A 25,473-nucleotide genomic window follows, 5' to 3' on the forward strand; every position below is an offset into this window, starting at 1 on the left:
CGGCGGCGGGCGCGCCGGCGGCGGCGACGCGCGGCTTCGATGCGGTGCTGCCACGCCTGCCCGAGCTCGGCGGCAGCCATGCGCAGCGCTCGGTCTTCCTCGCGATGCGCGACCGCGCCGCGGGCGATGCGGCTTCGGGTTGCGCGCGGGGGTGACGGCTGGGCGCGATGGCGCGACACTCGGCGCGACCAGGCGGGGGCGCGCATGAGGCTGGCAGTCGTCACGGATATCCACGGCAATGTCGCCGCACTCGAGGCGGCGCTGGCGGATATCGCCGCGCGCGGCATCGGCCGCGTGGTCTGCCTGGGCGACATCGCCTCGGGTGCGGGCTGGCCGCGCGAGACGGTGGAGTTGCTGCAGGACCGCGCCATCCCCTGCATCCGCGGCAACCATGACCGCTGGATCAGCGAGCGCAGTGGCGATGTGCTGACCGGCCAGGACCGCCACGCCCATGCCGAGCTCAGCCCTTCGCAGCGCGCCTGGCTGATGGACCTGCCCGGCACGCTGGAGCCGGCGCCGGGCGTGCTGGCCTGCCACGGCACCCCGCAATCCGACGTGCAGAACCTGATCGAGGAAGTGGTCGAGGGGCGCCTGCGCGAGGCGCCGATGGCGGTGCTGCGCGAACGTCTGGGCGAGGACGGGATGGCGGCGCGCGTCGTGCTCTGCGGCCATTCGCACCGCACCGGCATGGTGCAGGTGCCCGGCGGGCCGCTCGTGGTGAACCCGGGCAGTTGCGGCCTGCCAGGCTTCCGCATCTCGCGCGAGCCGGCGCACCGGCAGGAGGCGGGCACGCCGCATGCGCGCTATGCCGTGCTGCACCTCGATGGGCCCGAGGTCGGCGTCGAGATGCTGGCGGTCCGCTACGACTGGGACGCGGCAGCGCGCCGCGCGGAGGAGGTCGGCTTCAACGCCGCCTGGCCGCATGTGATCCGCACGGGGCTGCTGCCCGAGAGCGCCTGAACGCGTGAGGCTTGATGCACGTCAAGATGTCCGGCCGGCCTGCGGTTCAGGATGAACAAGGTGACGCTGCGACGAGCGCAGCGCCACGCAGGAACGGAGAGCAAGCATGAGCCTGACGGGAGGCAACCTGAGCGCGCAGGCGATCTGGGACACGATCGCGCAACGGAAGAGGGCCGCGGAGGACCAGCGCCGCGCGCAGGAAGCCGCCGCCAAGGCGGAGCGCGACGCGATCCGCGAGTCCTTCAAGGAACGCGACGTGCAGCCCGAGGCTATGGAGCGCATCGCCGCCGCCGTGCGCCGCGCCGTCGAGAACGGCGACAAACGCGTGCTGGTGCTGCAGTTCCCCTCGGAATGGCTGCCGGATTCGGGACGCGGCATTACCACCCATGACCCGAACTGGCACGAGAGGCTCGAGGGTTTCCCGCGCCGTGCCTTCGACTTCTACACGAAGGAACTCGCCCCGCGCGGCTTCCAGCTGCAGGTCGAGATCCTGGACTGGCCGGGCGGCATGCCGGGCGACGTGGGTTGGTACCTGACCTGGAAGCACCCCGAGGAATGACGGCGCGCGCGGCGGAGGATCGACAGGAGGCGGCGGTGGCAGGCACGAAGGGCAGGAAGAAGGGCGGCAAGGGCCGCGCCGAGGCACCGGGGGCGGATTCACCCTTCAAGGCGGACGGCAGGCTCTCCCGCAAGGCCTATGAGCGGGCGCTGTACGATCTGCATGTGGAGCTCGTCTCGCTGCAGCGCTGGGTGCAGGCGAGCGGCGCCAAGGTCTGCATCCTGTTCGAGGGGCGCGACGGCGCCGGCAAGGGAGGCACCATCAAGGCCATCACCGAGCGCGTGAGCCCGCGGGTGTTCCGCGTGGTGGCGTTGCCCGCGCCGACCGAGCGCGAGAAGTCGCAGATGTACATCCAGCGCTACATCCCGCATCTGCCCGCGGCGGGCGAGGTCGTGATCTTCGACCGGTCCTGGTACAACCGGGCGGGTGTGGAGCGCGTGATGGGCTTCGCCAGCGAAAAGCAGGTCGAGCGCTTCCTGCAGATGGCACCAGCCGTCGAGAAGGCGATTGTCGAGTCCGGCGTCATCCTGCTGAAGTACTGGCTCGAGGTCGGCATGGAGGAACAGACGCGCCGCCTCGCGGCACGCATCGACGACGGGCGGAAGCTGTGGAAGCTCTCGCCCATGGATCTGAAGTCCTACAGCCGCTGGTACGAGTATTCCCGGGCACGGGACGCCATGTTCCAGGCCACCGACACCGCCTGGGCGCCGTGGTACGTGGCGCATTCGGACGACAAGAAGCGCGCACGGCTCAACATCATCCGCCACATGCTGCGCCACATTCCCTTCGAGGCGCCGAAGCGCGAGAAGATCGAACTGCCCAAGCGCCAGAAGCCGGGCGACTATGTCGAGCCGGAATATCCGTGGAAGCTCATCCCCGACACGCTGGACACGCCGCCGGGCTGAGCGCCGTCACAGCCGCCCGGTCAGCAGGAGAACGACGACAACGATCAGAACCGCGCCGACAATGCCGACGCCGCCATGGCCGAAGCCGTAGCCATAGCCGCCGAAGCGGCCGCTGAAACCGCCGAGCAGGGCGATGATGAGCAGAATGATGAGGATGGTGCCGAGCGACATGGTGTCGTCTCCTTGACTGGCATGCGGGGGTGGGACGGCCGGCCTGCGCCCGCGCTACCTTTCCTGCACGGTGATGCCGCGGCCGCCGATGCTGATGTCGATGCCGGAGCGCTGGCGATCCTGGTAGATCCAGTAGCCGAATGCCGCGGCAGCCATGAGCAGCGCGCCACCCACGAAATACATAGTGTTTCTTGTCATTTTCATTGGCCCCTTTCTTGGGGAATCGTGAATTTCATATATATTAAATTGAAGATTTGTTCGGATATATATTTCTTGATTTTGCACTGGTATTCACGCGTCGGCGCACAGGTGCGGGGATTCGTTGGTGCGCTCGGCCTGGCGCCGCCCGCGGTGACGGCGCGCTGCGCCAGGCGCATGGCGGGTGGGCAGATGGCACGCCGGCATCAGCCCGGCGGTGCGTAGCATCCCGCCGCGCGCGCCGCCTGGGTGGCGAGGCGCGCCGCCAGCTCGAAGGTGGGCATCGGCACGCCGGCCTGGCGCCCGAGGTCGAGCGGGACGGTGAACAGCGCGTCGATCTCCATCGCGCGGCCCAGTCCCAGGTCCTGCAGGATGGAGGGCTTGTGCGCGATCATGGCGGAACGCTTCATCCGCGCCTCGGCCGAGGTCGCGAGGTCGTGGCCATAGGCGAGGGCGAGCGCCGCGCCTTCCTCGGCGATGCGGATCGCCGCGGCGTAGACGGCCGGGTCCGACAGCGTGGTCATCATGTCGGAGCGCGAGAGGATGCACAGCGGCCCGCTGGTGAGGTTGCCGATCAGCTTGCCCCAGACGCGGTGGCGGATGTCGGACACCACGGGGCAGGGCATGCCGCCGGCCTCGATCGGCCCGGCGATCAGGCGCGCGCGGTCACTGATGAAGCCGTCCGGCTCGCCCAGGAACAGGCGGATGTCGGCGTGTTCCGACTTCACCACGCCGGGCTCGATGACGGCGCTGGCGGAATAGACCACGCCGCCCAGGGTGCGGTGGATACCGATGCCGTGCTCGATCTCCGCGCCGGGGTCGAGCAGCGGGATGCGTTCCCCGTCACGTCCGCCGCCATGGCGCAGGAAGTACCACCAGGGAATGCCGTTGGTGACGAAGGCGACCGGCGTGTCCGGGCCGAGCAGCGGGGCGATGGCGCGCGCGGCGGCGGGCAGGGCGGGCACCTTGGTGGTGACCAGCACGGCATCGACCGGGCCGATCTCGGCGGCCGTCGCGGCGGCCTGCACGCGCACGGTCCTGACGCCGTCATGCGCGTGCAGCGTGATGCCGCGTTCGCGCATGGCCTCGAGGTGCGGGCCGCGCGCGACGACCGCGACATCGGCGCCGCCGAGCGCGGCACGGGTCGCGAGATGGCTGCCGATGGCGCCGGCGCCGAAGACGCAGATGCGGGTCATGGGATGGTCCTCAGGATGGGCGCCGGCGGGCGTGCAAGACTCACGCCGCGTGGTCGCGCAGCTGCACGCACATCGCCGCGCCGGCCGCGATCAGCCGGTCGGCGATGGCCTTGCCATGTGCGGCATTCGCGCCGCGCGGGTCGGGGGCGGCGACGCCGCCGGGCGCGACCTCCTCCACCCACATGGGCACGGCGAAATCCACGCCATGGGAGCGGATGGCGCCGAAGCCGGTCGGCGGGAGGCCGAGATAGGGGCCGGTCGGGGCGCGCTCGCGTGCCGCATCCGGGCGGCAGAGGTCGGGGCGCAGGTGCATGGTGACCGAGGCCACCGGGTCGCCGCCATGGCCGAAGGATTCGCTCGCGCCGCCGAGTTCGGCGTGCAGCTTGCCGGCCTCCCGCCACAGGTGCAGGGCGGGGATGATGACGCCGTGGCGGTGGCGCGCGGTGCGGGCGGCGGCCTCGGCGGGCCCGATCGTGCCGGCATGTCCGTTGACGATGAGGATGGAGCGCGTGCCGGTGCGGATGAAGGCCTCGGCGGCCTCCTCGATGACGGCGGTGAGCGTGGGGATGGACAAGGTGATGCCGCCCGCCACGCCGGCGAAGAAATCCTCGCCGCCGAAGGGGATGGCGGGGGCGACCAGCGCATCCGCGCCGAGCGAGAGGGCCTGTGCGGCGATGCGCGCGGCGATCTCCTCCGCCACCAGGTAGTCGCCCATGGGCAGGGCCGGGCCGTGGGTCTCGAGGCTGCCCATGGGCAGGATGGCGACGGCGCCGGCGGCGAGGCGCGAGGCCACTTCGGGGGCGGTGATCTCGGCAATGCGGTGGGTCATGGGGACGTCTCCCGGGGAGTCGATGGGCCCGGCGCGCCGTCGCCGAGGATCCAGGCATGCGCCTGTTCGAGCTGGCCGGAGTCGAAGCGGCGGATCTCCGGCGGCAGGATGGCGCCCGCGACCCGCGCCAGCATGCCGGCGAGGTCGCTGTCGGTCACGATGGCGACGCGCTTAACCCGCGCGGCGTGGCCGCGCACGAAGCGCCCATGCGCGAGCAGGCCCTCGAGGCCGTCCCAGCCCGGGAAGCTGCGCGTGTCGATGATGAGCCCGCGCAGCTCGCCCACCTCCTCCAGGTAGGGATCGACCAGCGCGGCGAGGCGGTCGAAATCCCCGGCCGCCAGGGGGCCGTCCGGCTCCAGCACGACGATGCCGCGGTCCCGCAGCAATTCCATCACGAGCATGCTCACCTCCCCGCCGGGTGCGTCGCGGCGCTGGCAGTCTGCCAGCAGGCCGCGCCCGCCGCCACGGCGGCGCCGGGGCGCTACGCCAGGATGTCGAGCGCGGCGCGGCTGAGCGCCTGCACGCCGAGCTCGATGCAGCGTTCGTCGGGCTGATAGAAGGCATTGTGCAGCCGGTCGTCGCGGCCCGGCGCGCCGGAGCCGATGCGCAGCTGGAAGGCCGGCGCGCGGGCGGCAAATTCGGCGAAGTCCTCCGCACCCATGGACGGCTCGCCTTCCTCGGGTGCCACGCCCATCTGGCGCGCCACGGCGGCGAGCACGGGTTCGAGCACGCGATCGTCATTGACCAGCGGCGGCACCTTGCGCGCGTAGGTCATGGTGCACTTCACGCGCATGCCGAGCGCGATGCCCTCGGCCAGGCGCTTCAGCGCGGCCTCGGCCGTGTCGCGCGCATCGGCGTGCAGCGTGCGCACCGTGCCCTTCAGGTGCACGCGCTCGGGGATGATGTTGTAGGTGGTGCCGCCCTGCACCATGCCGACCGTGACCACGGCCGGGTGCAGCGGCCTGATCTCGCGGCTGACCACGGTCTGCGCCTGCGCGATGAAGTTCGCGGCGGCGACGATGGGATCGACGGCGGCGTAAGGGTGCGCGGCATGGCCCGACTTGCCCTGCACCACCAGGTCGAAGCGGTCGGAAGCTGCGAGGCAGGCGCCGCGCACGAAGCCGAAGGACCCCACCGGCATGTCCGGGTGGTTGTGGAAGCCGATCGCCATGTCGGCGCCGTCCGCGGCGCCATCCGCGATCATGGCGGCGGCCCCTTCCAGCACTTCCTCGGCCGGCTGGAAGACCAGGCGCACCGTGCCGGCGATCTGCGGCGCGAGATCCTTCAGCACCGCGGCCACGCCGAGCAGCGTGGCGGTGTGGATGTCGTGGCCGCAGGCGTGCATCTGGCCATCAACGCCGCTGGCGAAGGGCAGCCCCGTCTCCTCGTGGATCGGCAGCGCGTCCATGTCGGCGCGGATCAGCAGGGTGGGGCCGGGGCGCCCGCCCGCGATCTCGCCCACCACGCCGGTGACACCGACGCCGGTGCGGTGCGCGATGCCGAGCCGCGCGAGCTCGGCCGCGACGATTCCGGCCGTGCGGGTTTCCTGGAAGGCGAGCTCCGGCACGCGGTGGATGTCGCGGCGCAGCTCCACGAGGCGCGGCGCGATGGCGGCGGCGGCGGCGCGGATGGCGCGCTGCGGGTCGTTGGCGATCATCGGGGGCATCCGCTCAAGGGGGTTCGTGACAAAGCATAGGATGGCACGATGCCGGGGCAAGCGCTCAGCGGCCCGCGCCGCTTGCGACGACCCATGCCCCATGCCATAGGGCTCGCCGAGACTTGGGAGGCAATATGTCCTGGACGCTCCGCCGGCGCGCGTTGCTGGCCGGTCTTCCACTTGCCGCGATCGCCGAGCGCCCTGCCCTGGCGCAGGGCGGCGCATGGCCGTCCCAGCCCATCCGCCTGGTGGTGCCCTTCGCGCCGGGCGGCACGACCGACCTGGTCGCCCGGCTGGTCGCTGCAGGTCTGCAGGAGCGCCTCGGCGTGTCGGTGGTGGTCGAGAACCGCGCGGGCGCAGGTGCCACGGTGGGCAGCGAGATGGTCGCGCGCGCCGCGCCCGATGGCTACACGCTGGTCATGTCGAACATCGCGAGCCATGGCATCTCGCCATCGGTCTATCGCGGGCGCATCCGATACGACGCGGTGACGGACTTCGCGCATATCGCGCTGGTCGTCTCGAACCCGACCGTGTGGGTGGCCAATCCGCGCTCGGGCATCCGCACGCTGGGCGATGCCGCGGCCAAGGCGCGCAGCGCCGGCGGGCTCGATGTCGCGACCTCGGGCGCGGGGTCGTCGAACCACCTGATGGTGGTGCGCATGGGCCAGCTCATCGGCACCGAGCTCAACCACATTCCCTTCCGCGGCGCGGGCCCGGCGATGCAGGCCGTGATCGCGGGGCAGGTGCCGATGATGTCGGACAGCCTGCCCTCGGCCGCGAACCACATCCGCCAGGGTTCCGTGATTGCGGTGGCGATGGCTTCGGCGGAGCGCCATCCGTCCTTCCCGGAGGTGCCAACCTTCCGCGAGCAGGGCTTCGACCTCGCGAGCGATTCGTGGTTCGGGCTCTCGGCGCCGGCGGGCACGCCCGCGGCGGTGGTCGAGCGGCTGAACCGCGAGACGCGCGCCTTCCTCTCAGCGCCCGAGATCCGCGCACGCCTCGCCGAACTGGGCGGCACGCCAGGTGACCTGAGCGCCGAAGGTTACGGCGAATTCGTGCGTCGGGAGGTGGCGCTCTGGGCGCCTCTCGTGCAGGCTTCCGGCGCTACGCCGGATTAGTGGGTGGGGGAGCAGGACATGTTCAATACGCTGGAACCAAGCGCATGAAGATCAATACCAAGGACATGGTGTGCGTGGGGCTGCTGACCGGCTTCGCGCTCATCGGCTTGTGGCTGAACATGGACCATAATCTTGGTTCGGCGCGTCGCATGGGCCCCGGCTACATGCCGATGCTTACATTCTACCTGCTCCTGATCCTGACGGCGGGCGTGTTCTTTCAGGCGCTGACCAACGGGCCGGACCCGTTGACGCCCTGGTCCCCGGCCGAGATCGCCGTCGTTGTCGCCGGCGCGGCCGCGGTGTTCGTCGTCTACTACGCCGCCTCGCATGCCGGGGGGTGGCTCGGCGCTTCGTGGAACCCGCTGGGCCTTGCGCTGTTCGTCGGCTGCCTTGTCCCCAGTATCCTCAAGTCATGGCGACCGCTGTTCCTCGTCAGCGCCTCCTTCGCCCTGTTCGGCATCATCCTCGAACCGCTTGGACTGATGGTCGCGATCGTGGCCACGGTGGTTGTCTCGGCGCTGGCGGACGAGACGCAGAAGCCACTGGGCGTGGCGGGCTGCGCAGCCTTCCTGTGCGCGCTCTGCTGGGTGGTGTTCATCTGGTACCTCGACATCCGCGTGCCCGTCTGGCCGCAGCTCTCCTGACGGGAAGGACGCACAGACCATGGATCTCCTCGCGAACCTCGCACACGGCATGGGCGTTGCGCTCTCGCTCAACAACCTGCTGTTCTGCCTGATCGGATGCCTCATCGGCACTGCGATCGGCGTGCTGCCGGGCATCGGGCCCGTTGCGACCATCTCGTTGCTGCTGCCGATCACCTTCGGCCAGCCGGCCACCACCGCCATCATCATGCTGGCGGGCATCTACTACGGCGCACAGTACGGCGGGTCCACGACCGCGATCCTGCTGAACCTGCCCGGCGAGGTCAGTTCGGTCGTGACCACGCTCGAAGGCTACAAGATGGCGCGGCGCGGCCGTGCCGGCGCGGCGCTGACCATCGCCGCGCTCGGGTCGTTCTTCGCCGGGACGGTGTCGACCGTGCTGGTGGCGGCTTCCGGCCCGTTGCTGACCTCGGTGGCGCTGTCCTTCGGGCCGGCCGATTACTTCTCGCTGATGCTGCTCGGCCTGATCATCGCCGCGGTGCTGGCGCAGGGTTCGGTGCTGAAGTCGGTGGCGATGGTGACGGTGGGCGTGGCGCTCGGGCTGGTGGGCACCGACGTGCAGACCGGCCAGCAGCGCTTCACCTTTGGCATCCCGGAACTGTCGGACGGCGTGGGCTTCGTCTCGATCGCCATGGGCATGTTCGGCATCGCCGAGATCATCCTGAACCTCGAGCGGCCGGAATCGCGCAGCGTGCTGTCGAGCAAGGTCGGCAGCCTGATGCTGACCAAGGAGGAATTCCGCCGCGCCGTTCCCTCCGTCATTCGCGGCACGGCGCTGGGTTCGGTGCTCGGCATCCTGCCGGGCGGCGGCGCGGCGCTGGCGTCCTTCGGCTCCTACATGATGGAGCGCAAGGTCTCGAAGGGCCGGCACGAATTCGGCACCGGCGCGATCGAGGGCGTGGCGGGTCCGGAATCGGCCAACAACGCGGCCTCGCAGACCTCCTTCATCCCGCTGCTCACGCTCGGCATCCCGGCAAACGCCGTGATGGCGCTGATGGTGGGCGCGCTCATCATCCAGGGCATCCAGCCGGGTCCGCGCATGGTGGAGGCGCAGCCCGACCTGTTCTGGGGCCTAATCGCGTCGATGTGGGTCGGCAATCTGATGCTGCTGGTCATCAACCTGCCGATGATCGGCATGTGGGTGAAGCTGCTGCAGGTGCCCTACCGCTACATGTACCCCTCGATCCTGATCTTCTGCGCGATCGGTGTGTACTCGCTGCAGAACAACGTGTTCGACGTGTACCAGACGGTCATCTTCGGCATCTTCGGCTACCTCTGCTCGAAGCTGCGGCTCGAGCCGGCGCCGATGCTGATTGGCTTCGTGCTCGGCCCGATGATGGAGGAACACCTGCGCCGCGCCATGCTGCTGTCGCGCGGCGACTGGATGGTCTTCGTCGAGCGCCCCATCAGCGCCACGATGCTCGCGATCGGCTTCGTCGCCCTGGCCGCGATGCTGCTGCCCAGCATCAGCCGCAAGAAGGACGCCGCCATCCAGGAAGGCGGCTGAAGGTTCGCCCCGGCCGGTCGAGACCGGCCGCGGCGTGGGAAGGCGGGTCCCTTGCGGGGCCCGCCTTTTTTGTGCCCTCAGACGGCGGGCGCCGAGTCTTAACTACGCCCTCAGGCGCCGGGCGCCCGCATGCGCGGGCTTGGCTTGCGCGCCACGCACCGGTGCCACCTGGCGCGGCGGATGGGCTCGGCGCGGTCGCGCATTCGCGCTCCCGGATCGCGGCCGGGCCGCGATCCGAGTCTTTTCGTGCCCTCAGACGCCGGGCGCCGGCATGCGCCGGCTTGGCTTGCGCGCCATGCAGTGGTGCACCCGGCGCGGCTGATGGGCTGGGCGCGGTCGCGCATTCGCGCTCCCGGATCGCGGCCGGGCCGCGATCCGCTTGTCTGCCTTCAGGCGCCGGGCGCCGCCTCCGCCTTCGGCCTCGGCAGCGCGAAGACCCCGCTCGCGCGCAGCACCGCCACGCCATCCGCCAGGAACCGCCCCTCCACGAACATCATGCGCGAGGTGCGGCGCAGCAGCGCCGGGTGGCATTCCAGCCAGGCGCCGAGCGGGGCGGGTGCCAGGTAGTCCGTCACCAGGCTGATGGTGACGAAATGCCCGGGCGTGCCCGCCTGCTCGGCGCCGCCGATGCCCAGCACGATGTCGGCGATGGTCGCCAGCATGCCGCCATGCGCGACCGCCTGGTTGTTGCAGTGCCGCCGCTCGATGCGGATGCCGAAGCGCGCCCCGGCCTCCTCCGGCCGGCGGAAGATCGGCCCGATCGGCTCGAGGAAGGGCCCGCCCGCATGGCGCGCCACGAAGCCCTCGGGGACCTGCCCCGCCGTCACGCCATCCCTCACGCCGTCACCCCCTGCTGCCGGCCCAGGATAGGGCGGCCCCGCGCCGCTGCCGAGCCGCCTTCCCTTCGCCGCGTTTGCATCGCATAGGACGCCCAGCACCTGTCCCAGACCCGCGGATGCCATGACCGAACATCACCAGATCCTGCCCGTCATTCTCTCGGGGGGCACCGGCACGCGCCTCTGGCCGCTCTCGCGCGAGGGGTATCCGAAGCAGTTCTGGCCGCTCGCCTCGGACCGGCCGATGCTGGTCGAGACCGCCGCGCGCGCCGAGGGCCCGGGCTTCGCCGCGCCCATGATCGTGTGCAACGAGGCGCATCGCTTCCTGGTGGCCGAGCAGTTGCGCGGACGCGGCGCGCGCATCGTGCTGGAGCCGGCCGGGCGCAACTCCGGCCCCGCCATCGCCGCCGCCGCGCTGCTGGCCGAGGAAGCCGGCCCGGGCACCGTCATGTGGATCATGGCGGCCGATTCCGCGATCGAGGACGTGCCCGCCCTGCACGCCGCCCTGGCGCAGGCGGCCGCGGCCGCGCGCGCCGGGCGCATCGTCACCTTCGGCATGGCGCCGACCGCGCCCGAGACCGGCTACGGCTACATCGAGGCCGGCGCCGACCTGCCCGGCCTGCCCGGCGTGCGCGCCATCGCCCGCTTCGTCGAGAAGCCCGACGCCGCGCGCGCCGCGGAGTTCGTGGCGGGCGGGAAGCACCTGTGGAACTCGGGCATGTTCGTCGCCACCGCCTCGGCCATCCTGGCGGAGCTCGAGCGGCACGAGCCGGCCATGCTCTCGGCGGTGCGCCAGGCCGTGGCCGGGGCGAAGCGGGACATGGACTTCGTGCGGCTCGACCCCGCGGCCTTCGCCGCCGCGCCGTCGATCAGCATCGACCACGCGGTGATGGAGCGCACCGCCAATGCCGCCGTGGTCCCCGCGGCGATCGGCTGGTCCGACATCGGCTCCTGGGCCGCGCTGTGGGAGATCAGCGCGCAGGACGGCGCCGGCAACGCCACGCTGGGCCCGGTGGAGCTGGTCGATGCCCGCCGCTGCCTGGTGCGCAGCGAGGGCATCCTGACCGGCGTGGTGGGCCTCGAGGACGCCGTGGTGGTGGTGACCGACGACGCCGTGCTGGCGATGCACCGCGACCGCGCGCAGGACGTGAAGAAGCTGGTCGAGCAGCTGCGCGCCAAGGGCCGCAAGGAGGCGACCGAGCATCGCCGCGCCTATCGCCCCTGGGGCCACTACGAGGGGCTGATCCTGGGCGAGCGCTTCCAGGTGAAGAAGATCCAGGTGCGCCCCGGTGCGAAGCTCTCGCTGCAGAAGCACTTCCACCGGGCGGAGCATTGGGTGGTCGTCTCGGGCACCGCGATCGTGCGGCGTGACGACGAGGAGATCCTGCTGCGGGAGAACGAGAGCGTCTACCTGCCGCTCGGCTGCGTGCACCGGATGGAGAACCCCGGGATGATCCCGCTGGTGCTGATCGAGGTGCAGTCGGGCTCCTACCTCGGCGAGGACGATATCGTGCGTTTCGAGGACACCTACGGGCGGGCGTAGGGCGGGCGCTTGCCTCGCGGCGCGGTGGGCGCATCATTCTCGCCGATGACCAGCGAACCGACCGCGCCATATTGCGACGTCCTGCTTGCCGAGATGAAGGCGGAGGCCCGCCGCGTCGCGCTCGCGCGCCGCGCGGCGATCGACCCGGCCGGGGCGGGGGAGGCGCTGGCCGCTGTCGTGCTGCGGCACTGCCCGCCACCGCCTGGCGTTATCGTCGCGGGGTTCTGGCCGATGGGCCCGGAGATCGACCTTCGCCCGCTGCTGCACGCGCTGCATGGGCGCGGCCAGGCGCTGGCGCTGCCGGTGACGCCCAAGCGCGGCCTGCCGCTGCGCTTCCGGCGCTGGGCGCCGGGCGACCCGCTGGCGCATGGCCCGATGGGCACGCGCCAGCCGGCGGGCGGGGAGGAGGTCACGCCGGACTGGCTGCTGGTCCCGCTGCTCGCCTTCGATCGCGCCGGGCGGCGGCTTGGCTATGGCGGGGGCTACTACGACCGGACGCTCGCGGCGCTGCCGGGCGCGGTGGCCATCGGCATTGCCTATGCCGCGCAGGAGATGCATGACCCGCCCGGGGTGCCCGCCGGCCCCCGGGATGCGCGCCTGCCGCGCGTGGCGACGGAGAAGGGCGTGGTGGTCTGCGACACGGCCGCATGAGGCTGCTGTTCCTCGGCGACATCGTCGGCCGGTCGGGGCGCGATGCAGTGGTCGCGGCGCTGCCGGGGCTGCGGCGCGACCTGCTGCTCGACCTGGTGGTGGTGAATGCCGAGAACGCCTCGCACGGCTTCGGCCTCGCACCCGACATGGCGCGCGCGCTGTTCGCCGCGGGGGCGGATGTGCTGACGCTCGGCAACCATGCCTGGGACCGCAAGGAGATCATCCCGTATATCGAGGAGGAGCCGCGGCTGATCCGCCCGCTGAACTACGCGCCCGGCACGCCCGGGCGCGGGGCGACGGTGGTGCAGGTGGCGGGCGGGCGGCGCGTGCTGGTGGTGCAGGCGATGGGCCGGCTGTTCATGGAGCCGCTCGACGACCCCTTCCGCGCCGTGCAGGCGGAACTCGCGAAGCAGACGCTGGGCGCGCAGGGCAGCGTGCAGGCGGTGGTGGTGGACATCCATGCCGAGGCCACCAGCGAGAAGCAGGCCATCGCGCATTCCTTCGACGGACGCGCATCCCTGGTGATCGGTACGCATACGCATGTGCCCTCGGCCGACCATCGCGTGCTGCCCGGCGGCACGGCGTACCAGTCCGATGCCGGCATGTGCGGCGACTACGACAGCGTGATCGGCATGCAGAAGGGCGGCGCCTCGCTGCGCTTCTGGCGCAAGGTCCCGTCCGAGCGGCTGGCACCTGCGGAGGGCGAGGCCACCATCTGCGGGTTGTTCGTCGAGACCGACGACGCGACGGGCCTGGCGCGCCGGGCCGAGCCGCTGCGCATCGGCGGTGGTCTCAGCCAGGCGATGCCGCGCCCCTGATCGCGCGCCGGCGGTGACGTCGCGCTCCATCGCGCGGTTCGTCCACCGTGACGCCCGGCGCCGCCGTCCCCTTGCGCGTCAGCGGCAGTGCGCCATGCCCCGCCCTTGCCGGGCTTCGGGGAAGCGCCGCGCTTCGGCGTGGTCGGCCCCGTCGGCTTGATCCCGTGCGCGACGCTGCGCATGGTCCGCGCGGCAGAGCGAGGAGAGGCGCGTGGATCTCGGCTATCGTGGACGGCGGGTGCTGGTGGTGGGTGCCTCGGCGGGCATCGGCTTCGCGACCGCGGAACTGCTGGCGCGCGAGGAGGCGGAGGTGCTGATCGCCTCACGCGATCCGGCCGGCATTGCCGCCGCGGCGGATCGCATCGCGACGTCCACCGGCCGGCGGCCGGCGACGGCGGTGGCCGACATCACCGCGGAGGGTGCAGCCGAGGCGCTGCTGGCCGAGGCCGGCTCGCTCTGGGGCGCGCTGGATGCGCTGGTGGATTGCGTCGGCGGGTCGATCCGATCGGGCTTCGAGGCGCTGTCGGACTCGGACTGGACGGCCAACTACACCTTCAACGTCCTGTCTGCCGTACGGGTGGTGCGCGCCGCGCTGCCGCTGCTGCGCAAGGGCGCCGCGCCGTCGATCGTGCTGCTGGGTGCGGCGGCCTCGCGCATGCCCTATCCGAACCAGATCGTCTCGAACGTCCACAAGGCGGGGCTGTTGGGGCTGACCAAGACGCTCGCGGGGGAATACGCGGCCGAGGGCATCCGGGTGAACTGCGTCGCGCCCGGGCGCACGCTGACCAGGCTGTGGACCGACCGCGCGGCGAAGATGGCGGCGGAGCGCAACGTCAGCGCCGAGGATGTCATCGCCGAATTCGCGCACGAGATTCCGCTGGGCCGCTTCGGCACGCCGGAGGAAGTGGCGGCGATGGTCCTGTGGCTGTCGAGCCCACGCGCGGGCTACGTGACGGGCCAGACCGTGAACGTGGATGGCGGGATCGCGCGCGGGCTGCTGTAGCCTTCAGTACATGGTCTGGTTGAGCCGCTCCGGCGCCTCGGCGTCGTAGGCGGCGGGATCGACCTGCCCATCGGCGCGATGGGCGGCGATGAGCTGGCCCATCGTCGGCAGCCCGGCCGGGCGACGCACATCGCCCCATAGGCGCGATCGCATGATCGACTTGGCGCATTGCATGAACAGCTCGTGCACCGTCACGACCAGCACCGTGGCCGGCGCCTTGCCGCGCTCGATGAAGCGCGCGCACAGCGCCGGGTCGGCGGTGATGCGCGCGCGGCCATGCACGCGCAGCACCTCGGAGGCGCCGGGGACGAAGAAAATGACCGAGACGCGGTCGTCCTCGAGGATGTCGCGCAGCGCATCGAGCCGGTTGTTGCCGCGCCGGTCGGGGATCAGCAGCGAGCCGTCCGGTTCCACCGCGACGAAGCCCGGCGCGTCGCCCCGCGGTGTGGCGTGCACGCCGCGGCTGCCCACGGTGGACAGGATGCAGAAGGGCGAGGCGGCGATCCAGGCGCGGGCCGTCGCCTCGATCCGGTGGGTCACCTTCTTGAGCGGGCCTTCGAGCGGCTGCTCGTAGACCGCGCGCAGCTGCGCCTCGGTGGTGATGGCGTGCGGGTCGGCGGGCAGGGGCATGTCCATGGGGGTAGGATAGGGCGAAGCCCCGCCCCCGGACAGAGTCAGGCGGCCGCCAGGCCGTCGACCAGCACCGCCTCGCAGTGCGCGGCCGCCTGCCGCAGGGCGAGCAGGTCGCGGTAGTCCTCCGAGGCGTGCCAGGCCTGCGCCGCGGCGAGGTCGGGGAACTCGATGATGACGGGGAAGCTCGGGGCGGGCCGGCTTCCCTCGAGCGCCCGGACGGGTCCGCCGATGGCGAGGTAGCGCCCGCCATGGCGGGCGACGATGGCCGGAACCGCGGCACGGTAGCGCTGCATCGCGGCCGGGTCGGTGATCTCGACGACGTCGAAGATGGCGTAGGCGGGCATGGGCGGGGCTCCTTTCTGTGCTCCGGCCCGGCGTATCGCAACCCTGGTGGAGGGCGAGAATTCGGGATAATCCGAAAATATAATTTGCTCTGGACGAACGATGGCCCTGGACCGTCTGCGCGCCATGGAGGTCTTCGCCCGCGTTGCCGAGCGCGGAAGCTTCCGCCGTGCGGCCGAGGACCTGCGCCTGTCCAATGCGATGGCGAGCACGCTGGTCCAGGGGCTGGAGCGCCATCTCGGCGTGCGGCTGATCGCGCGCACCACGCGCCGCCTGGCCCTGACCGAGGAGGGGGAGGCGTTCCTCGCCCGCTGCCGCGAGATGCTGGCGGTGCTCGACGCCGCGGAGGAGGAGGCGCGCGGCGCCCGCGGGACGGCACGCGGGCTGCTGCGCGTGCAGGCGCCGGTGGCCTATGCGCGCATCGTCCTCGCCCCGGCCCTCCCGCGCTTCCTCGAGGCGCATCCCGGCCTCGCGGTGGAGCTCTCCTCCCGCGACGCCTTTCCCGACTTCGTTGCCGAGGGGCTGGATGCCGCGGTCTATGTCGGCGACCCGCCAGCGGCGGGCGTGATCATGCAGCGGCTCGGCCGGGCGCCGCTCGCCACGGTCGCCGCGCCGGCCTATCTCGCAGCGCACGGCGCGCCGGCGACGCCGGCCGACCTGGCCCGGCACCGATGCCTCGGCGTCCTCTCGCGCGAGACCGGGCGGCCGCTGCCCTGGCATTTCGTCGAGGAGGGGTCGCTGCGGCTGCGCGATGTCCCCGCCCGCCTCGCCTGCCATGCGCCGGAGGCGGCGGTGGCGGCGGCGGTGGCCGGCGGCGGAGTGCTGCAGATGATCTCCTACGCGGTCGCGGCAGAGGTGGCGGCGGGGGCGCTGGTGCCGGTGCTCGATGCCTGGCGCTATCCCGGCCCGCCGGTTTCCCTTCTGCTGCCGGCGCGCGGGCCGCGCCCGGCCAGGCTCGGCGCGCTCGTCGCCTTCCTGCGCGCGCTGCCGCTGCCGTCCTGAGGAGGGCCGGCGGGTGGTGGCGCGCGGGCGCCCCGGTCGCTATATCCGCCGCCTCGACATCAACAGAAACGGAATGAGAGGCGCATGGCCGGCCATTCGCACGCCAAGAACGTCATGCACCGCAAGCAGGCGCAGGGGGCCAAGCGCGCCCAGGCCTTCAGCAAGCTGATCCGCGAGATCACCGTCTCGGCCAAGATGGGCCTGCCCGACCCGGCGATGAACCCGCGCCTGCGCGCCGCGGTGAAGGCGGCGCTCGTGCAGAACATGACCAAGGACACCATTGACCGCGCCATCAAGCGGGCCTCCGAAGCGGGGCAGGGCGAGGGCTACGAGGAGGTGCGCTACGAGGGATACGGCCCGCACGGCATCGCCATCATCGTCGAGGCGCTGACTGACAACCGCAACCGCACCGGCGGCGACCTGCGATCGATGTTCGCCAAGAACGGCGGCGCGCTGGGCGAGACGAACTCGGTTGCCTTCCAGTTCGAGCGCAAGGGCGTGCTGCGCTACAAGGCCGACGCCGCATCCGCCGATGGGATGCTGGAGGCGGCGATCGAGGCGGGTGCGGAGGATGTCGAATCCGACGCGGACGGCCACGAGATCTCCTGCTCGGTCGAGGATTTCGCCGCCGTGCGCGACGCGCTGGAAGCGAGGTTCGGCCAGGCGGAGGCCGCGAAGCTCGAATGGTGGCCGTCCACCACCATCGACCTGGACGAGGACCGCGCGCGCGAGGTGCTCAAGCTGGTCGACGCGCTGGACGACCATGACGACGTGCAGACCGTCTACGCGAATTTCGAGGTGGACGAGGCGGCAGCGGCGCGGCTTTCCGCCGCCTGAGCCGCCCGCTCACGGCCCCTGGTGCAACAGGGGCCAGAGCGTCGCGGCGAGCAGAGCGCCCATCAGCAGGTTGAAGAGGCGCAGCCGGCTCGTATCCGAGAGCAGGTCGCGGATCACCAGGCCGCAGCCGGTCCAGACTGCGAGGCTCGGCAGGATGGCCAGGGCGAAGACCGCCGAGACCAGGATGACCGATACGAACGGCGCCGTCCCGCTGACATAGACCGCCATGGCGCTGATGGCCGCCACCCAGGCCTTGGGATTGACCCACTGGAAGGCGGCCGCCTCGGCGAAGGTCAGCGGCTTCGGCAAGGTGGCCCCGGACCCTATGGCGCGGGCCGAGCCGATGCGCCAGGCGAGGAACAGCAGGTAGCCGGCGCCGGCGAGCTTCAGTGCCAGGTGCAGCGCCGGCACCGCCGTCAGCACGGCCCCGAGCCCCAGCCCGACGCCGAGCAGCAGCGAGCCGAAGCCCGCCGCGATCCCGAGGATCTGCGGCACGGTGCGGCGGAAGCCGAAATTGGCGCCGGAGGCGAGGAGCATGAAGTTGCTCGGCCCCGGCGTGATGGAACTCACCGCGGCGAAAACGAGCAGTGCGAGAAGGGTGTCGGTCGGCATGGGGCTCTCCCGTCAAGCGAGGAGCAGCGTGATGCCCGGCATGCCGCCTGAAGTGGGGTCCGGAATTCGGACCGTTCAGGACGCGGCGCGGATCCCGGCGAACTGGTAGCGGTCGAACCAGGCCGGGAAGGCGCGCGCCAGGTCGCGCGGGCCATCCACCGCGAGGCCGAGGCGCTTGGCGTCCGCGAGTTCGGCATCGCCGCGCCACCAGGCGACGAGCGCAGCGAGCGGCCCGTGCAGGCGCAGGGATTCGGGAAAGCCGGGATTGTGCTCGCAGACCGATGCCTCGCCGGGGCGCAGCAGCATGAAGCGCGTGGCATGGCCGCGCAGGTCGAAGCGCAGGACGGTCGGGGCCCGCGGCAGGGCCTCCGCCCGGGTGCGACGCGCCATGTCGACGAGCACGGGTTCGAGGTCGAGGTCCTCCGTTGCCGCGCGCCGCGGCAGCCAGCGCTGGCCCCAGACGGCCAGGGCGCCGATGACGGCGGCCAACTCGCGGCCCGCGGGCGTCAGCCGATATTCCGGCCCGTGCGGCCCGTCGCTGCGGATGACGGCACCGAGATGCGCCAGGCTCTGCAACCGTTCGGACAGCATCGTGCGCGAGATGCGCGGGATGCCCCGGCGGATGTCGTTGAAGCGATGGCTGCCCGAGAGCAGCTCGCGGACCACGAGCAGCGTCCAGCGCCCGCCGAGCGCCTCATGCGCGCGCGCGACCGCGCAGAACTGGCCGTATCCGCTCATGACATTGAGGCTACCACGGCATGCCGGCTCCGACCGGTCCGGAATCCGGACCACGCGGCCGCCGCGCCGCCCTGGCCCGAGGCGCGCTATAAGCCGGCATGGCTTCCATTCCCCTTCGCGGCCATGCGGCTGCCTGATCCGGCATGTTCGCGCGGCTGACAGGCTGGGCGCGGGTCATCAGGCGGGACGTGCTGGCCATCTGGCTGGCGGCGCGGGATCCGCGCACGCCCTGGTATGCGCGGGCGCTGGCGCTGGCCGTCGCGGCCTATGCGCTGTCGCCCATCGACCTGATCCCGGACTTCGTGCCGGTGCTGGGCTACCTGGACGACGCGATCCTGGTCCCGCTCGGAATCCTGGCCGTCGTCGCGCTGGTGCCCCGGCACGTCATGGCCGAATGCCGTGCGCGCGCCGCGGCGGCTGCGGGGCGGCCGGTCAGCAAGATCGGTGCGGCAGTCATCGTGGCGCTGTGGCTCGTCGCGGCGGGTGGTGCGGCCTGGTGGCTGCTGAGCCGGTGAAGGCGTGACATCGCGGTCCAGGAGGGGCGGCGCCCCTCCCGTCGCTTTCACCCTGGCGCGCTGTCGTGGAAGGTGATGCGCATGCGCATCGCCCCGATCGGCTCGGCATAGTGCGGCTGGTCCGGCAGCACCACGGCATCGTGGCCCGGCGTCACGATCGCCTCCCCTGGCGGATCGAGGAAGACGAGGCGCATCCGTCCTTCGATCACCTCGATCACGCCCCAGACGCCCGGCTTCGTGCGGTGCTCCCGCCGCAGCGCGGCGGGCAGCGTCGTCTCGTCGAAAACCGGTGTCGTACGATAGGCGGCCATGGTCAGGCTTCCGGCCGCAGCACGGCGGCGTGCTCCGGATAGGGCGAGACCGCACGGGACGGCTGGCCCCCGAGCTCCGAGGCGAAGCCGTGGTTGACGTCGCGGTGATGCGCCTCGTCCGCGCGGATCACGAGCACCACGTCGCGCAGCGTCGCATCTGCCGGCAGCTTCCAGTAGTGCCGCGCGATCGCTGGCGCGGGTGGGTTCGCGGACCGCCCGGCGTCGATATCGGCGAGGTAGTGGGTGTAGCTGATCACCGCCTCCTCCTCGAAATAGCCGACGACGCGGTGCGCGGTGCGGGCGCTGGCCAGGTAGAGCAGGAAGAACCCGACATAGAAGACCCATTGCACGCCGAGGATGATGCAGCGTTCGAACAGCGTCGGCCTGGCCACCTCGATGAAGGTCATCAGGTGCATGCGCTCGTTCTCCGCCTCCTCCATGAGGGTGCGGATCCAGCCATTGTCGTCCTCCATGCGGCGCAGGCATCGGAGGTGCGTGAGCGTCGCGCCGACCATGCCCGGCACGGCCGCGACGGTCTCGAGCACGATGGCGCGGTGGCCGTAGCGCTTCGCGAAGAAGGTATCGGCGCAGAAGCGCAGCAGCTTGGTGAAGCCGAGCGCGATGCGGTCGGACAGGCCCTGCGGCGCGTGGTGCACGCCAAGGGCGACGTCGGGGGTGGACATCGGTGTTGCCTCCTGGGGGTCAGGCCGCGCCGGGCAGCGGCAGGGGGGAAAGGGCGTATTGCAGGCTGCGGGCGATGCGCGCCGCCCTTGACTGCATGGCCGCGGCGGATGCGGGCGGCAGCAGTTCGGCCGTCGTCTGCGCCCAGAGCTCCAGCCAGCGTTCGAACAGCGCGGGGGTGATGCGCGCCTGGTGCTTCAGGTGCGCCGCCATCGGGTTCCCCTTGTAGCGGCCGGAGGTGAGCATCACCGAGGACCAGAAGGCCGCGAGCGTCTCGAGATGCGTGGGCCAGTCGTGGATGGCGTCCTCGAACACCGGGCCGAGCGCCGCATCGGCGCGGACCCTTTCGTAGAACAGGCCGACCACGCGGCGCAGGGCATCGTCGTCGATACCGGGGGTCTCGTGCATCGTGCACCTAAATCATGCATCTGCAATGCATATATCGGCCGGGCTGGATTAATGCAAGCACAAAACCTATATTGGAGATGCAGGATTAGAGGCTGGCGCATGAGGCTCACCCGCTACACCGACTACGCCATGCGCACGCTGCTCCACCTCGGCACGCGGCCGGATGCCGTATGCTCGATCGCCGAGATCGCCCGTGCCTACGGCATTTCGCAGAACCACCTGATGAAGGTGGTGAACGAGCTCGGGCGCGCGGGCTTCGTCACCAGCCTGCGCGGCCGGTCGGGCGGCATCCGCCTGGCGCGCCCGCCCGCCGAGATCAGCGTCGGCGCCGTGGTGCGGCACATGGAGGAGGATTTCGACCTTGCCGAGTGCCCCGGCTGCGTGATCGCCCCGGCCTGCGGGCTGAGCGCGGTGCTGGACGAGGCGCTGCGCGCCTTCCTCGCGGTGCTGGACCGGACCAGCCTGGCCGACCTGCTCGGGCAACGGGCGGCGGCGTTGCGGGCGCTGCTCGCCGTGCCGGGCTGAGCGCGGCGCCGCGCTTCTGCTAGACACGTGCCCATGGCGCGCCGGCCGATTCGTATCCTCGGGCTCGACCCCGGCCTCCAGCACACCGGCTGGGGGCTGATCGAGCACGACGGCTTCCGCCTGCGCTTCCTGGCCGAGGGCGTGGTCTCCACCACCCCCGCCGAGGATCTGCCCGACCGCCTGCTCGCCCTGCACCGCGGCCTTGCCGCCGTGATCGACCTGCACGCGCCGGAGGAAGCCGCCGTCGAGAACACCTATGTCGCGCGCAACCCGGACAGCGCACTGAAGCTGGGCCAGGCGCGCGGCGTGGTGGTGCTGGCCCCCGCGCTGGCGGGCCTCGCCGTCGCGCAATACGGCGCGATGGAGGTGAAGCGCGCCGTCGTCGGCAACGGCCACGCCGCAAAGGAACAAGTCCAGGCCATGGTGAAACACCTTCTGCCCGGCGTGACCTTCAAACGCGCCGATGCCGCCGACGCCCTCGCCGTCGCGATCTGCCACGCGCATCACCGGCAGTCGCGCACGGCTCTCGCACGCGGCTATCAGCCGGCATGATGGGGTTGGGTCGCGCGACGGGGAGGGCTCTGCCCTCCCTGGACCCCACCCGCCAAGGGCTTAATGCCCCTGGACCCCTCGACTTGATCGGGGGAGTTGGGGAGGGGCGTGGCGTGCCCGTCGCGTCGGTCGTGCCGACGATGCCCCTCCCCAATTCCCCCGATTCAAAACCCGCGATCCAAGGGGCCGTTGCCCCTTGGTGGGGGAGGTCCGGAGGGGGCAAAGCCCCCTCCGGCAGCGCGCCCATCTCATGATCGCCGCGCTGAAAGGCCGTGTGGAGGCCACGCACGAGGGCGGGTGCGTGTTCGACGTGAATGGCGTGGGATATCTGCTGTCCTGTTCGCGGCGCACGTTGGATGCGTTGACGGGGCGGGAGGGTGTGGTGCGTGTGCTGGTCGAGACGCGTGTCAGCCAGGATGCCATCACGCTCTATGGCTTCGCGGATACTTCGGAGCGCGAGGCGTTCCGGGCGCTGATCGAGGTCAAGACGGTGGGGCCGCAGAAGGCGTTGATCGTGCTGTCCTCGCTCAGCCCCGATGGCCTGGCGCGCGCGATCGCGGGCAAGGAGCGCAAGCGGCTGTCGGAGGTGAAGGGGCTCGGCGCGGCGACGGCGAACCGCATCGTGGATGAACCCGCGATGCAGAAATGGGCGGTGGGGCGTGCGACGCCGGAGGCGGATGGCGAGGGCGCGCTGGCGTCCGTTCTGCCGGAGCAGGGGGCGGAGGCTGATGCGGTCTCGGCGCTGGTGAACCTGGGCTGGAAGCAGCCGCAGGCGGCGGCGGCCATCGCGCGCGCGGCGAAGCGGCTGGGTGAGGGTGCGACGCTCGATGCGCTGATCCGCGACGGGCTGAAGGAAATGGCGCGGTGAGCGGCGAGCGCATCACCGACCCCGAGCGGCAGGATGACGACTACGGCGAGCACGCGCTCCGGCCGCAGACGCTCACCGACTTCACCGGCCAGGCGTCGCTGCGCGAGAACCTGGGCGTGTTCATCGCGGCGGCGCGGGCGCGGGCGGAGCCGATGGACCATGTGCTGTTCCACGGCCCGCCGGGGCTCGGCAAGACGACGCTGGCGCAGATCGTGGCGCGCGAACTCGGTGTCGGTTTCCGCGCGACATCGGGGCCGGTTCTGCAGCGATCGGGCGACCTCGCGGCGATCCTGACGAACCTGCAGCCGCGCGACGTGCTGTTCGTGGATGAGATCCATCGCCTGCAGCCCGCCATCGAGGAGACGCTCTATCCCGCGATGGAGGATTTCTGCCTCGACCTCATCATCGGGGAGGGGCCGGCGGCGCGCACCGTGCGCATCGACATCCCGCCCTTCACGCTGATCGGCGCCACGACGCGCGCGGGGCTGCTGGCCACGCCCCTGCGCGACCGCTTCGGCATTCCGCTGCGGCTGGTGTTCTACACGGCGGAGGAGTTGCACGGCATCGTCAGCCGTGGCGCGCGCAAGCTGGGCTTCGCGCTGTCCGACGATGGCGCGATGGAGATCGCGAAGCGGTCGCGGGGAACGCCGCGCATCGCGGGGCGGCTGCTGCGCCGCGTGCGGGATTTCGCGCTGGTGGGCAATGCCGTCGCCGATCGTGCGATGGTGGATGGCGCGCTGCTGCGGCTGGAAGTCGATGCGCTCGGCCTCGATGCGATGGACCGACGCTACCTGCGGCGCATCGCCGAGCATCATGGCGGCGGGCCTGTGGGGATCGAGACGCTCGCCGCGGCACTCGCCGAGGGGCGCGACACGCTCGAGGAAGTGGTCGAGCCCTTCCTGATCCAGGAGGGCCTGGTGCTGCGCACGCCGCGCGGGCGGATGCTGGGCGAGGCCGGCTGGCGCCACCTGGGACTCGCCCCGCCGGCGGGGATGGTGGCGCAGCTCGATCTGCTGCGGGACACGGATGCGTGACTGAGTCCGAACCAGATACGTCAGACAAAATCCACCGATACCACCTGCGCGTGTATTTCGAGGATACCGACGCCGGTGGGATGGCCTATCACGCCCGATATCTGCACTGGGCGGAACGGGCGCGAACCGAATCCTTGCGTGCCATAGGTTTGCCGCACCAATTTATGATGGAACGTCACAATGCGTTGCTGGTGGTGCGGCGCGTCGAAGTGGAGTACTGGCGGCCCGCCCGCCTCGATGATTCGGTCGTGGTGGAGACCTCGGTGCTGCGCGTGACGGGCGCGCAGGTGGTGCTCGGGCAGCTTGTCCGGGCCGCCGAAGGGGCTCGGGACAGGCTGGCCGGGCTCAAGGTCGGCCTGGTCTGCGTGGGGCGGGACAGCCTCAAGCCCGTGCCGCTGCCGGAACCCTGGCGGTCGGTGCTGAAGGGGCTGGTCGTGCCGGACGCGGCGGGCTGACCCCGGGACGATGTTGCACAGGCCCCGCGGGGCCTCGGAAGGAGAGACGGCGTGAACGGCAACGTGACCGCTCAGGCGCTCGGACAGGCGGCGCACGACCTTTCGCTCTGGGGGCTCTTCCTCCAGGCCGACTGGGTGGTGAAGGGCGTGATGATCGGGCTTCTGGTCGCCAGCGTCTGGGTTTGGGCGATCGTGTTCGACAAGGTAACCGGCATCCGCCGCGCCAACCGCGCCGCCGACGCCTTCGAGGACCGCTTCTGGTCGGGCGGCAGCCTCGATGACCTCTATGCGCGCGAAGGCGAGGAACCCTCCCACCCCATGGCCGCCGTGTTCGGCGCGGCGATGCGCGAATGGCGCCGCAGCGCGGGTGCGGGCAGCATCATGGGCGGGGCCAAGGAACGCGTCGAACGCGCCATGACGGTGACCATCGGGCGCGAGATGGAACGGCTCGAGCGCTGGATGGTCTTCCTCGCCAGCACGGGGTCGGTGGCGCCCTTCATCGGCCTGTTCGGCACCGTCTGGGGCATCATGAACTCCTTCGCGGCGATCGCCGGGATGCAGAACACCAACCTCGCGGTGGTCGCCCCCGGCATCGCCGAGGCGCTGTTCGCCACCGCCATCGGCCTGGTCGCCGCCATCCCGGCGGTGCTGGCCTACAACAAGCTCAACACCGACCTCGCGCGCTTCGCCGCGCGGATGGAATCCTTCGCCACCGAATTCGCCGCCATCCTGTCGCGCCAGACGGAAGTCGCGGCGAATGACAGCGCGGCGCCGGCCGCGAGCGCGGCGGAATAGCCGCCATGGCCGGGTCCCTGAGCAACGGGCGCGACCGCCGGTCGCGCTACCGCCCCATGGCGGAGATCAACGTCACGCCGCTGGTCGACGTCATGCTGGTGCTGCTGATCATCTTCATGGTCGCGGCACCGCTGATGACGGTGGGCGTGCCGGTGGACCTGCCGCGCACGGCCGCGACCCCGCTCAACCAGGAGACCGAGCCGCTCACCATCACCGTCGACCCGCAGGGCCGCGTCTTCCTGCAGGAGACCGAGGTGCCGATGGAGGAGCTTGTGCCGCGGCTGCAGGCGATCATGCGCAACCAGCCGCAGGGCGCGCCGGAGCGCCGCATCTTCGTGCGCGGCGACCGCGCCATCGCCTATGGCCGTGTCATGGAGGTGATGGGCACCATCGCCGGCGCGGGCTTCACCCGCGTGGCGCTGCTGGCCGAACAGCCCGGCGGCCGCCCGGCCGCGACGCCCTCCACCCCCGCCCGCCCCGCTGCGCCGCCCGCCCGTCCGGCCGGACAGCCGCGCGGCTGAGGGGAAGGGGGCGAGGGATGGGGCCGCCATC

The 25,473-nt window shown here is 71.4% G+C and carries 33 protein-coding genes and 1 pseudogene; 20 read left to right on the plus strand and 14 right to left on the minus strand.

What is annotated here, in order from left to right; genetic code table 11:
- Positions 1-204 precede the first annotated feature (204 nt).
- The 3 genes from HW578_RS07745 (at position 205) to ppk2 (ending at position 2,424) form a co-directional block, all read left to right on the plus strand.
- The gene (locus tag HW578_RS07745) at positions 205-960 is read left to right on the plus strand and encodes a metallophosphoesterase family protein (protein ID WP_198369977.1); all 756 of its coding nucleotides are present in this window, start codon (positions 205-207) and stop codon (positions 958-960) included.
- 106 nt (positions 961-1,066) lie between these two features.
- Positions 1,067-1,519, plus strand: a complete 453-nt coding sequence (locus tag HW578_RS07750) for a hypothetical protein (RefSeq protein WP_198369978.1) — start codon at positions 1,067-1,069, stop codon at positions 1,517-1,519.
- Between the two features lie 35 nt (positions 1,520-1,554).
- Complete coding sequence (gene ppk2, locus HW578_RS07755) at positions 1,555-2,424, plus strand: polyphosphate kinase 2 (protein ID WP_369407848.1); 870 nt, start codon at positions 1,555-1,557, stop codon at positions 2,422-2,424.
- Between the two features lie 6 nt (positions 2,425-2,430).
- Here ppk2 and HW578_RS07760 read toward each other — a convergent pair whose 3' ends face one another.
- The 6 genes from HW578_RS07760 to HW578_RS07785 all read right to left on the minus strand — a co-directional run bounded on the left by HW578_RS07760 (position 2,431) and on the right by HW578_RS07785 (position 6,475).
- Complete coding sequence (locus HW578_RS07760; protein ID WP_198369980.1) at positions 2,431-2,595, minus strand: DUF3309 family protein; 165 nt, start codon at positions 2,593-2,595, stop codon at positions 2,431-2,433.
- Between the two features lie 54 nt (positions 2,596-2,649).
- On the minus strand, positions 2,650-2,793 hold the full coding sequence (locus HW578_RS07765; RefSeq protein WP_198369981.1) for a hypothetical protein: 144 nt from the start codon (positions 2,791-2,793) through the stop codon (positions 2,650-2,652).
- A gap of 206 nt (positions 2,794-2,999) precedes the next feature.
- Positions 3,000-3,989, minus strand: coding sequence for a ketopantoate reductase family protein (locus tag HW578_RS07770; protein ID WP_198369982.1), 990 nt, complete (start codon positions 3,987-3,989; stop codon positions 3,000-3,002).
- A gap of 40 nt (positions 3,990-4,029) precedes the next feature.
- Positions 4,030-4,818: a creatininase family protein gene (locus HW578_RS07775; RefSeq protein WP_198369983.1), complete on the minus strand. Its 789-nt coding sequence runs from the start codon at positions 4,816-4,818 to the stop codon at positions 4,030-4,032.
- Positions 4,815-5,219, minus strand: coding sequence for a SpoIIAA family protein (locus tag HW578_RS07780; protein WP_232478770.1), 405 nt, complete (start codon positions 5,217-5,219; stop codon positions 4,815-4,817). The genes HW578_RS07775 and HW578_RS07780 overlap by 4 nt, the downstream gene beginning before the upstream one ends.
- A gap of 80 nt (positions 5,220-5,299) precedes the next feature.
- Complete coding sequence (locus HW578_RS07785; RefSeq protein ID WP_198369985.1) at positions 5,300-6,475, minus strand: M20 metallopeptidase family protein; 1,176 nt, start codon at positions 6,473-6,475, stop codon at positions 5,300-5,302.
- 134 nt (positions 6,476-6,609) lie between these two features.
- On the opposite strand from HW578_RS07785, the gene HW578_RS07790 reads away from it, so the two are divergent.
- The 3 genes from HW578_RS07790 to HW578_RS07800 are packed head-to-tail and all read left to right on the plus strand — an operon-like array spanning position 6,610 to position 9,762.
- Positions 6,610-7,593 carry a Bug family tripartite tricarboxylate transporter substrate binding protein gene (locus HW578_RS07790; RefSeq protein WP_198369986.1) on the plus strand — a complete coding sequence of 328 codons (984 nt, stop codon included), beginning with the start codon at positions 6,610-6,612 and terminating at the stop codon, positions 7,591-7,593.
- Positions 7,594-7,637: 44 nt separating this feature from the next.
- Positions 7,638-8,237 (plus strand): tripartite tricarboxylate transporter TctB family protein, encoded by a 600-nt coding sequence (locus tag HW578_RS07795; RefSeq protein WP_198369987.1) that lies wholly within the window; start codon positions 7,638-7,640, stop codon positions 8,235-8,237.
- A gap of 19 nt (positions 8,238-8,256) precedes the next feature.
- Complete coding sequence (locus HW578_RS07800) at positions 8,257-9,762, plus strand: tripartite tricarboxylate transporter permease (protein ID WP_198369988.1); 1,506 nt, start codon at positions 8,257-8,259, stop codon at positions 9,760-9,762.
- A 389-nt stretch (positions 9,763-10,151) separates the two neighbouring features.
- Here HW578_RS07800 and HW578_RS28295 read toward each other — a convergent pair whose 3' ends face one another.
- The gene (locus HW578_RS28295) at positions 10,152-10,601 is read right to left on the minus strand and encodes a PaaI family thioesterase (protein WP_198369989.1); all 450 of its coding nucleotides are present in this window, start codon (positions 10,599-10,601) and stop codon (positions 10,152-10,154) included.
- A 121-nt stretch (positions 10,602-10,722) separates the two neighbouring features.
- Here HW578_RS28295 and HW578_RS07810 point away from each other — a divergent pair, with 121 nt between their 5' ends.
- The 4 genes from HW578_RS07810 (at position 10,723) to HW578_RS07825 (ending at position 14,613) form a co-directional block, all read left to right on the plus strand.
- Positions 10,723-12,141, plus strand: coding sequence for a mannose-1-phosphate guanylyltransferase/mannose-6-phosphate isomerase (locus HW578_RS07810; protein WP_198369990.1), 1,419 nt, complete (start codon positions 10,723-10,725; stop codon positions 12,139-12,141).
- Between the two features lie 45 nt (positions 12,142-12,186).
- Positions 12,187-12,792 (plus strand): 5-formyltetrahydrofolate cyclo-ligase, encoded by a 606-nt coding sequence (locus tag HW578_RS07815; protein WP_198369991.1) that lies wholly within the window; start codon positions 12,187-12,189, stop codon positions 12,790-12,792.
- Positions 12,789-13,610: a TIGR00282 family metallophosphoesterase gene (locus HW578_RS07820; protein ID WP_198369992.1), complete on the plus strand. Its 822-nt coding sequence runs from the start codon at positions 12,789-12,791 to the stop codon at positions 13,608-13,610. The genes HW578_RS07815 and HW578_RS07820 overlap by 4 nt, the downstream gene beginning before the upstream one ends.
- 211 nt (positions 13,611-13,821) lie before the next feature.
- Complete coding sequence (locus HW578_RS07825) at positions 13,822-14,613, plus strand: SDR family oxidoreductase (protein WP_198369993.1); 792 nt, start codon at positions 13,822-13,824, stop codon at positions 14,611-14,613.
- A 3-nt stretch (positions 14,614-14,616) separates the two neighbouring features.
- On the opposite strand, the gene HW578_RS07830 is transcribed toward HW578_RS07825, so the two are convergent.
- Together HW578_RS07830 and HW578_RS07835 are read right to left on the minus strand one after the other, a co-directional pair.
- Positions 14,617-15,249 carry an MSMEG_1061 family FMN-dependent PPOX-type flavoprotein gene (locus tag HW578_RS07830; protein ID WP_198369994.1) on the minus strand — a complete coding sequence of 211 codons (633 nt, stop codon included), beginning with the start codon at positions 15,247-15,249 and terminating at the stop codon, positions 14,617-14,619.
- A 38-nt stretch (positions 15,250-15,287) separates the two neighbouring features.
- Positions 15,288-15,590, minus strand: a complete 303-nt coding sequence (locus HW578_RS07835) for a DUF1330 domain-containing protein (RefSeq protein ID WP_198369995.1) — start codon at positions 15,588-15,590, stop codon at positions 15,288-15,290.
- A gap of 100 nt (positions 15,591-15,690) precedes the next feature.
- On the opposite strand from HW578_RS07835, the gene HW578_RS07840 reads away from it, so the two are divergent.
- A complete protein-coding gene (locus tag HW578_RS07840) occupies positions 15,691-16,590 on the plus strand; it encodes a LysR family transcriptional regulator (protein ID WP_198369996.1) in 900 nt (299 codons plus the stop codon).
- An 84-nt stretch (positions 16,591-16,674) separates the two neighbouring features.
- A complete protein-coding gene (locus HW578_RS07845) occupies positions 16,675-17,427 on the plus strand; it encodes a YebC/PmpR family DNA-binding transcriptional regulator (RefSeq protein WP_198369997.1) in 753 nt (250 codons plus the stop codon).
- 9 nt (positions 17,428-17,436) lie between these two features.
- Here HW578_RS07845 and HW578_RS07850 read toward each other — a convergent pair whose 3' ends face one another.
- Positions 17,437-18,039 (minus strand): LysE family translocator, encoded by a 603-nt coding sequence (locus HW578_RS07850; protein ID WP_198369998.1) that lies wholly within the window; start codon positions 18,037-18,039, stop codon positions 17,437-17,439.
- A 75-nt stretch (positions 18,040-18,114) separates the two neighbouring features.
- Positions 18,115-18,777, minus strand: a complete 663-nt coding sequence (locus tag HW578_RS07855) for a winged helix-turn-helix transcriptional regulator (RefSeq protein ID WP_198369999.1) — start codon at positions 18,775-18,777, stop codon at positions 18,115-18,117.
- 137 nt (positions 18,778-18,914) lie between these two features.
- On the opposite strand from HW578_RS07855, the pseudogene HW578_RS07860 reads away from it, so the two are divergent.
- Positions 18,915-19,292 (plus strand): annotated as a pseudogene (locus HW578_RS07860) (YkvA family protein); the annotation flags it as partial.
- A gap of 47 nt (positions 19,293-19,339) precedes the next feature.
- Here HW578_RS07860 and HW578_RS07865 read toward each other — a convergent pair.
- The 3 genes from HW578_RS07865 to HW578_RS07875 are packed head-to-tail and all read right to left on the minus strand — an operon-like array spanning position 19,340 to position 20,692.
- Positions 19,340-19,603 carry a DUF1971 domain-containing protein gene (locus HW578_RS07865; RefSeq protein ID WP_232478769.1) on the minus strand — a complete coding sequence of 88 codons (264 nt, stop codon included), beginning with the start codon at positions 19,601-19,603 and terminating at the stop codon, positions 19,340-19,342.
- Between the two features lie 2 nt (positions 19,604-19,605).
- Positions 19,606-20,286: an alternative oxidase gene (locus tag HW578_RS07870; RefSeq protein ID WP_198370001.1), complete on the minus strand. Its 681-nt coding sequence runs from the start codon at positions 20,284-20,286 to the stop codon at positions 19,606-19,608.
- A 19-nt stretch (positions 20,287-20,305) separates the two neighbouring features.
- Complete coding sequence (locus HW578_RS07875; RefSeq protein WP_198370002.1) at positions 20,306-20,692, minus strand: group III truncated hemoglobin; 387 nt, start codon at positions 20,690-20,692, stop codon at positions 20,306-20,308.
- Between the two features lie 99 nt (positions 20,693-20,791).
- On the opposite strand from HW578_RS07875, the gene HW578_RS07880 reads away from it, so the two are divergent.
- The 7 genes from HW578_RS07880 to tolR all read left to right on the plus strand — a co-directional run bounded on the left by HW578_RS07880 (position 20,792) and on the right by tolR (position 25,442).
- Complete coding sequence (locus HW578_RS07880; RefSeq protein WP_198370003.1) at positions 20,792-21,217, plus strand: RrF2 family transcriptional regulator; 426 nt, start codon at positions 20,792-20,794, stop codon at positions 21,215-21,217.
- Between the two features lie 33 nt (positions 21,218-21,250).
- On the plus strand, positions 21,251-21,769 hold the full coding sequence (ruvC, locus tag HW578_RS07885) for a crossover junction endodeoxyribonuclease RuvC (RefSeq protein ID WP_198370004.1): 519 nt from the start codon (positions 21,251-21,253) through the stop codon (positions 21,767-21,769).
- A 250-nt stretch (positions 21,770-22,019) separates the two neighbouring features.
- Positions 22,020-22,637, plus strand: coding sequence for a Holliday junction branch migration protein RuvA (gene ruvA / locus HW578_RS07890; RefSeq protein WP_198370005.1), 618 nt, complete (start codon positions 22,020-22,022; stop codon positions 22,635-22,637).
- Complete coding sequence (ruvB, locus tag HW578_RS07895) at positions 22,634-23,671, plus strand: Holliday junction branch migration DNA helicase RuvB (RefSeq protein WP_198370006.1); 1,038 nt, start codon at positions 22,634-22,636, stop codon at positions 23,669-23,671. Before ruvA ends, ruvB begins: the two co-directional genes overlap by 4 nt.
- Positions 23,668-24,126 (plus strand): YbgC/FadM family acyl-CoA thioesterase, encoded by a 459-nt coding sequence (locus tag HW578_RS07900; protein ID WP_369407849.1) that lies wholly within the window; start codon positions 23,668-23,670, stop codon positions 24,124-24,126. Before ruvB ends, HW578_RS07900 begins: the two co-directional genes overlap by 4 nt.
- A gap of 51 nt (positions 24,127-24,177) precedes the next feature.
- On the plus strand, positions 24,178-24,921 hold the full coding sequence (gene tolQ, locus HW578_RS07905) for a protein TolQ (protein ID WP_198370007.1): 744 nt from the start codon (positions 24,178-24,180) through the stop codon (positions 24,919-24,921).
- A gap of 5 nt (positions 24,922-24,926) precedes the next feature.
- Positions 24,927-25,442, plus strand: coding sequence for a protein TolR (gene tolR, locus HW578_RS07910; RefSeq protein WP_198370008.1), 516 nt, complete (start codon positions 24,927-24,929; stop codon positions 25,440-25,442).
- The last annotated feature ends 31 nt before the right edge of the window (positions 25,443-25,473 follow it).

This window comes from Roseomonas rosulenta, assembly GCF_016106005.1.
GTDB classification, from domain to species: Bacteria; Pseudomonadota; Alphaproteobacteria; order Acetobacterales; family Acetobacteraceae; genus Neoroseomonas; species Neoroseomonas rosulenta.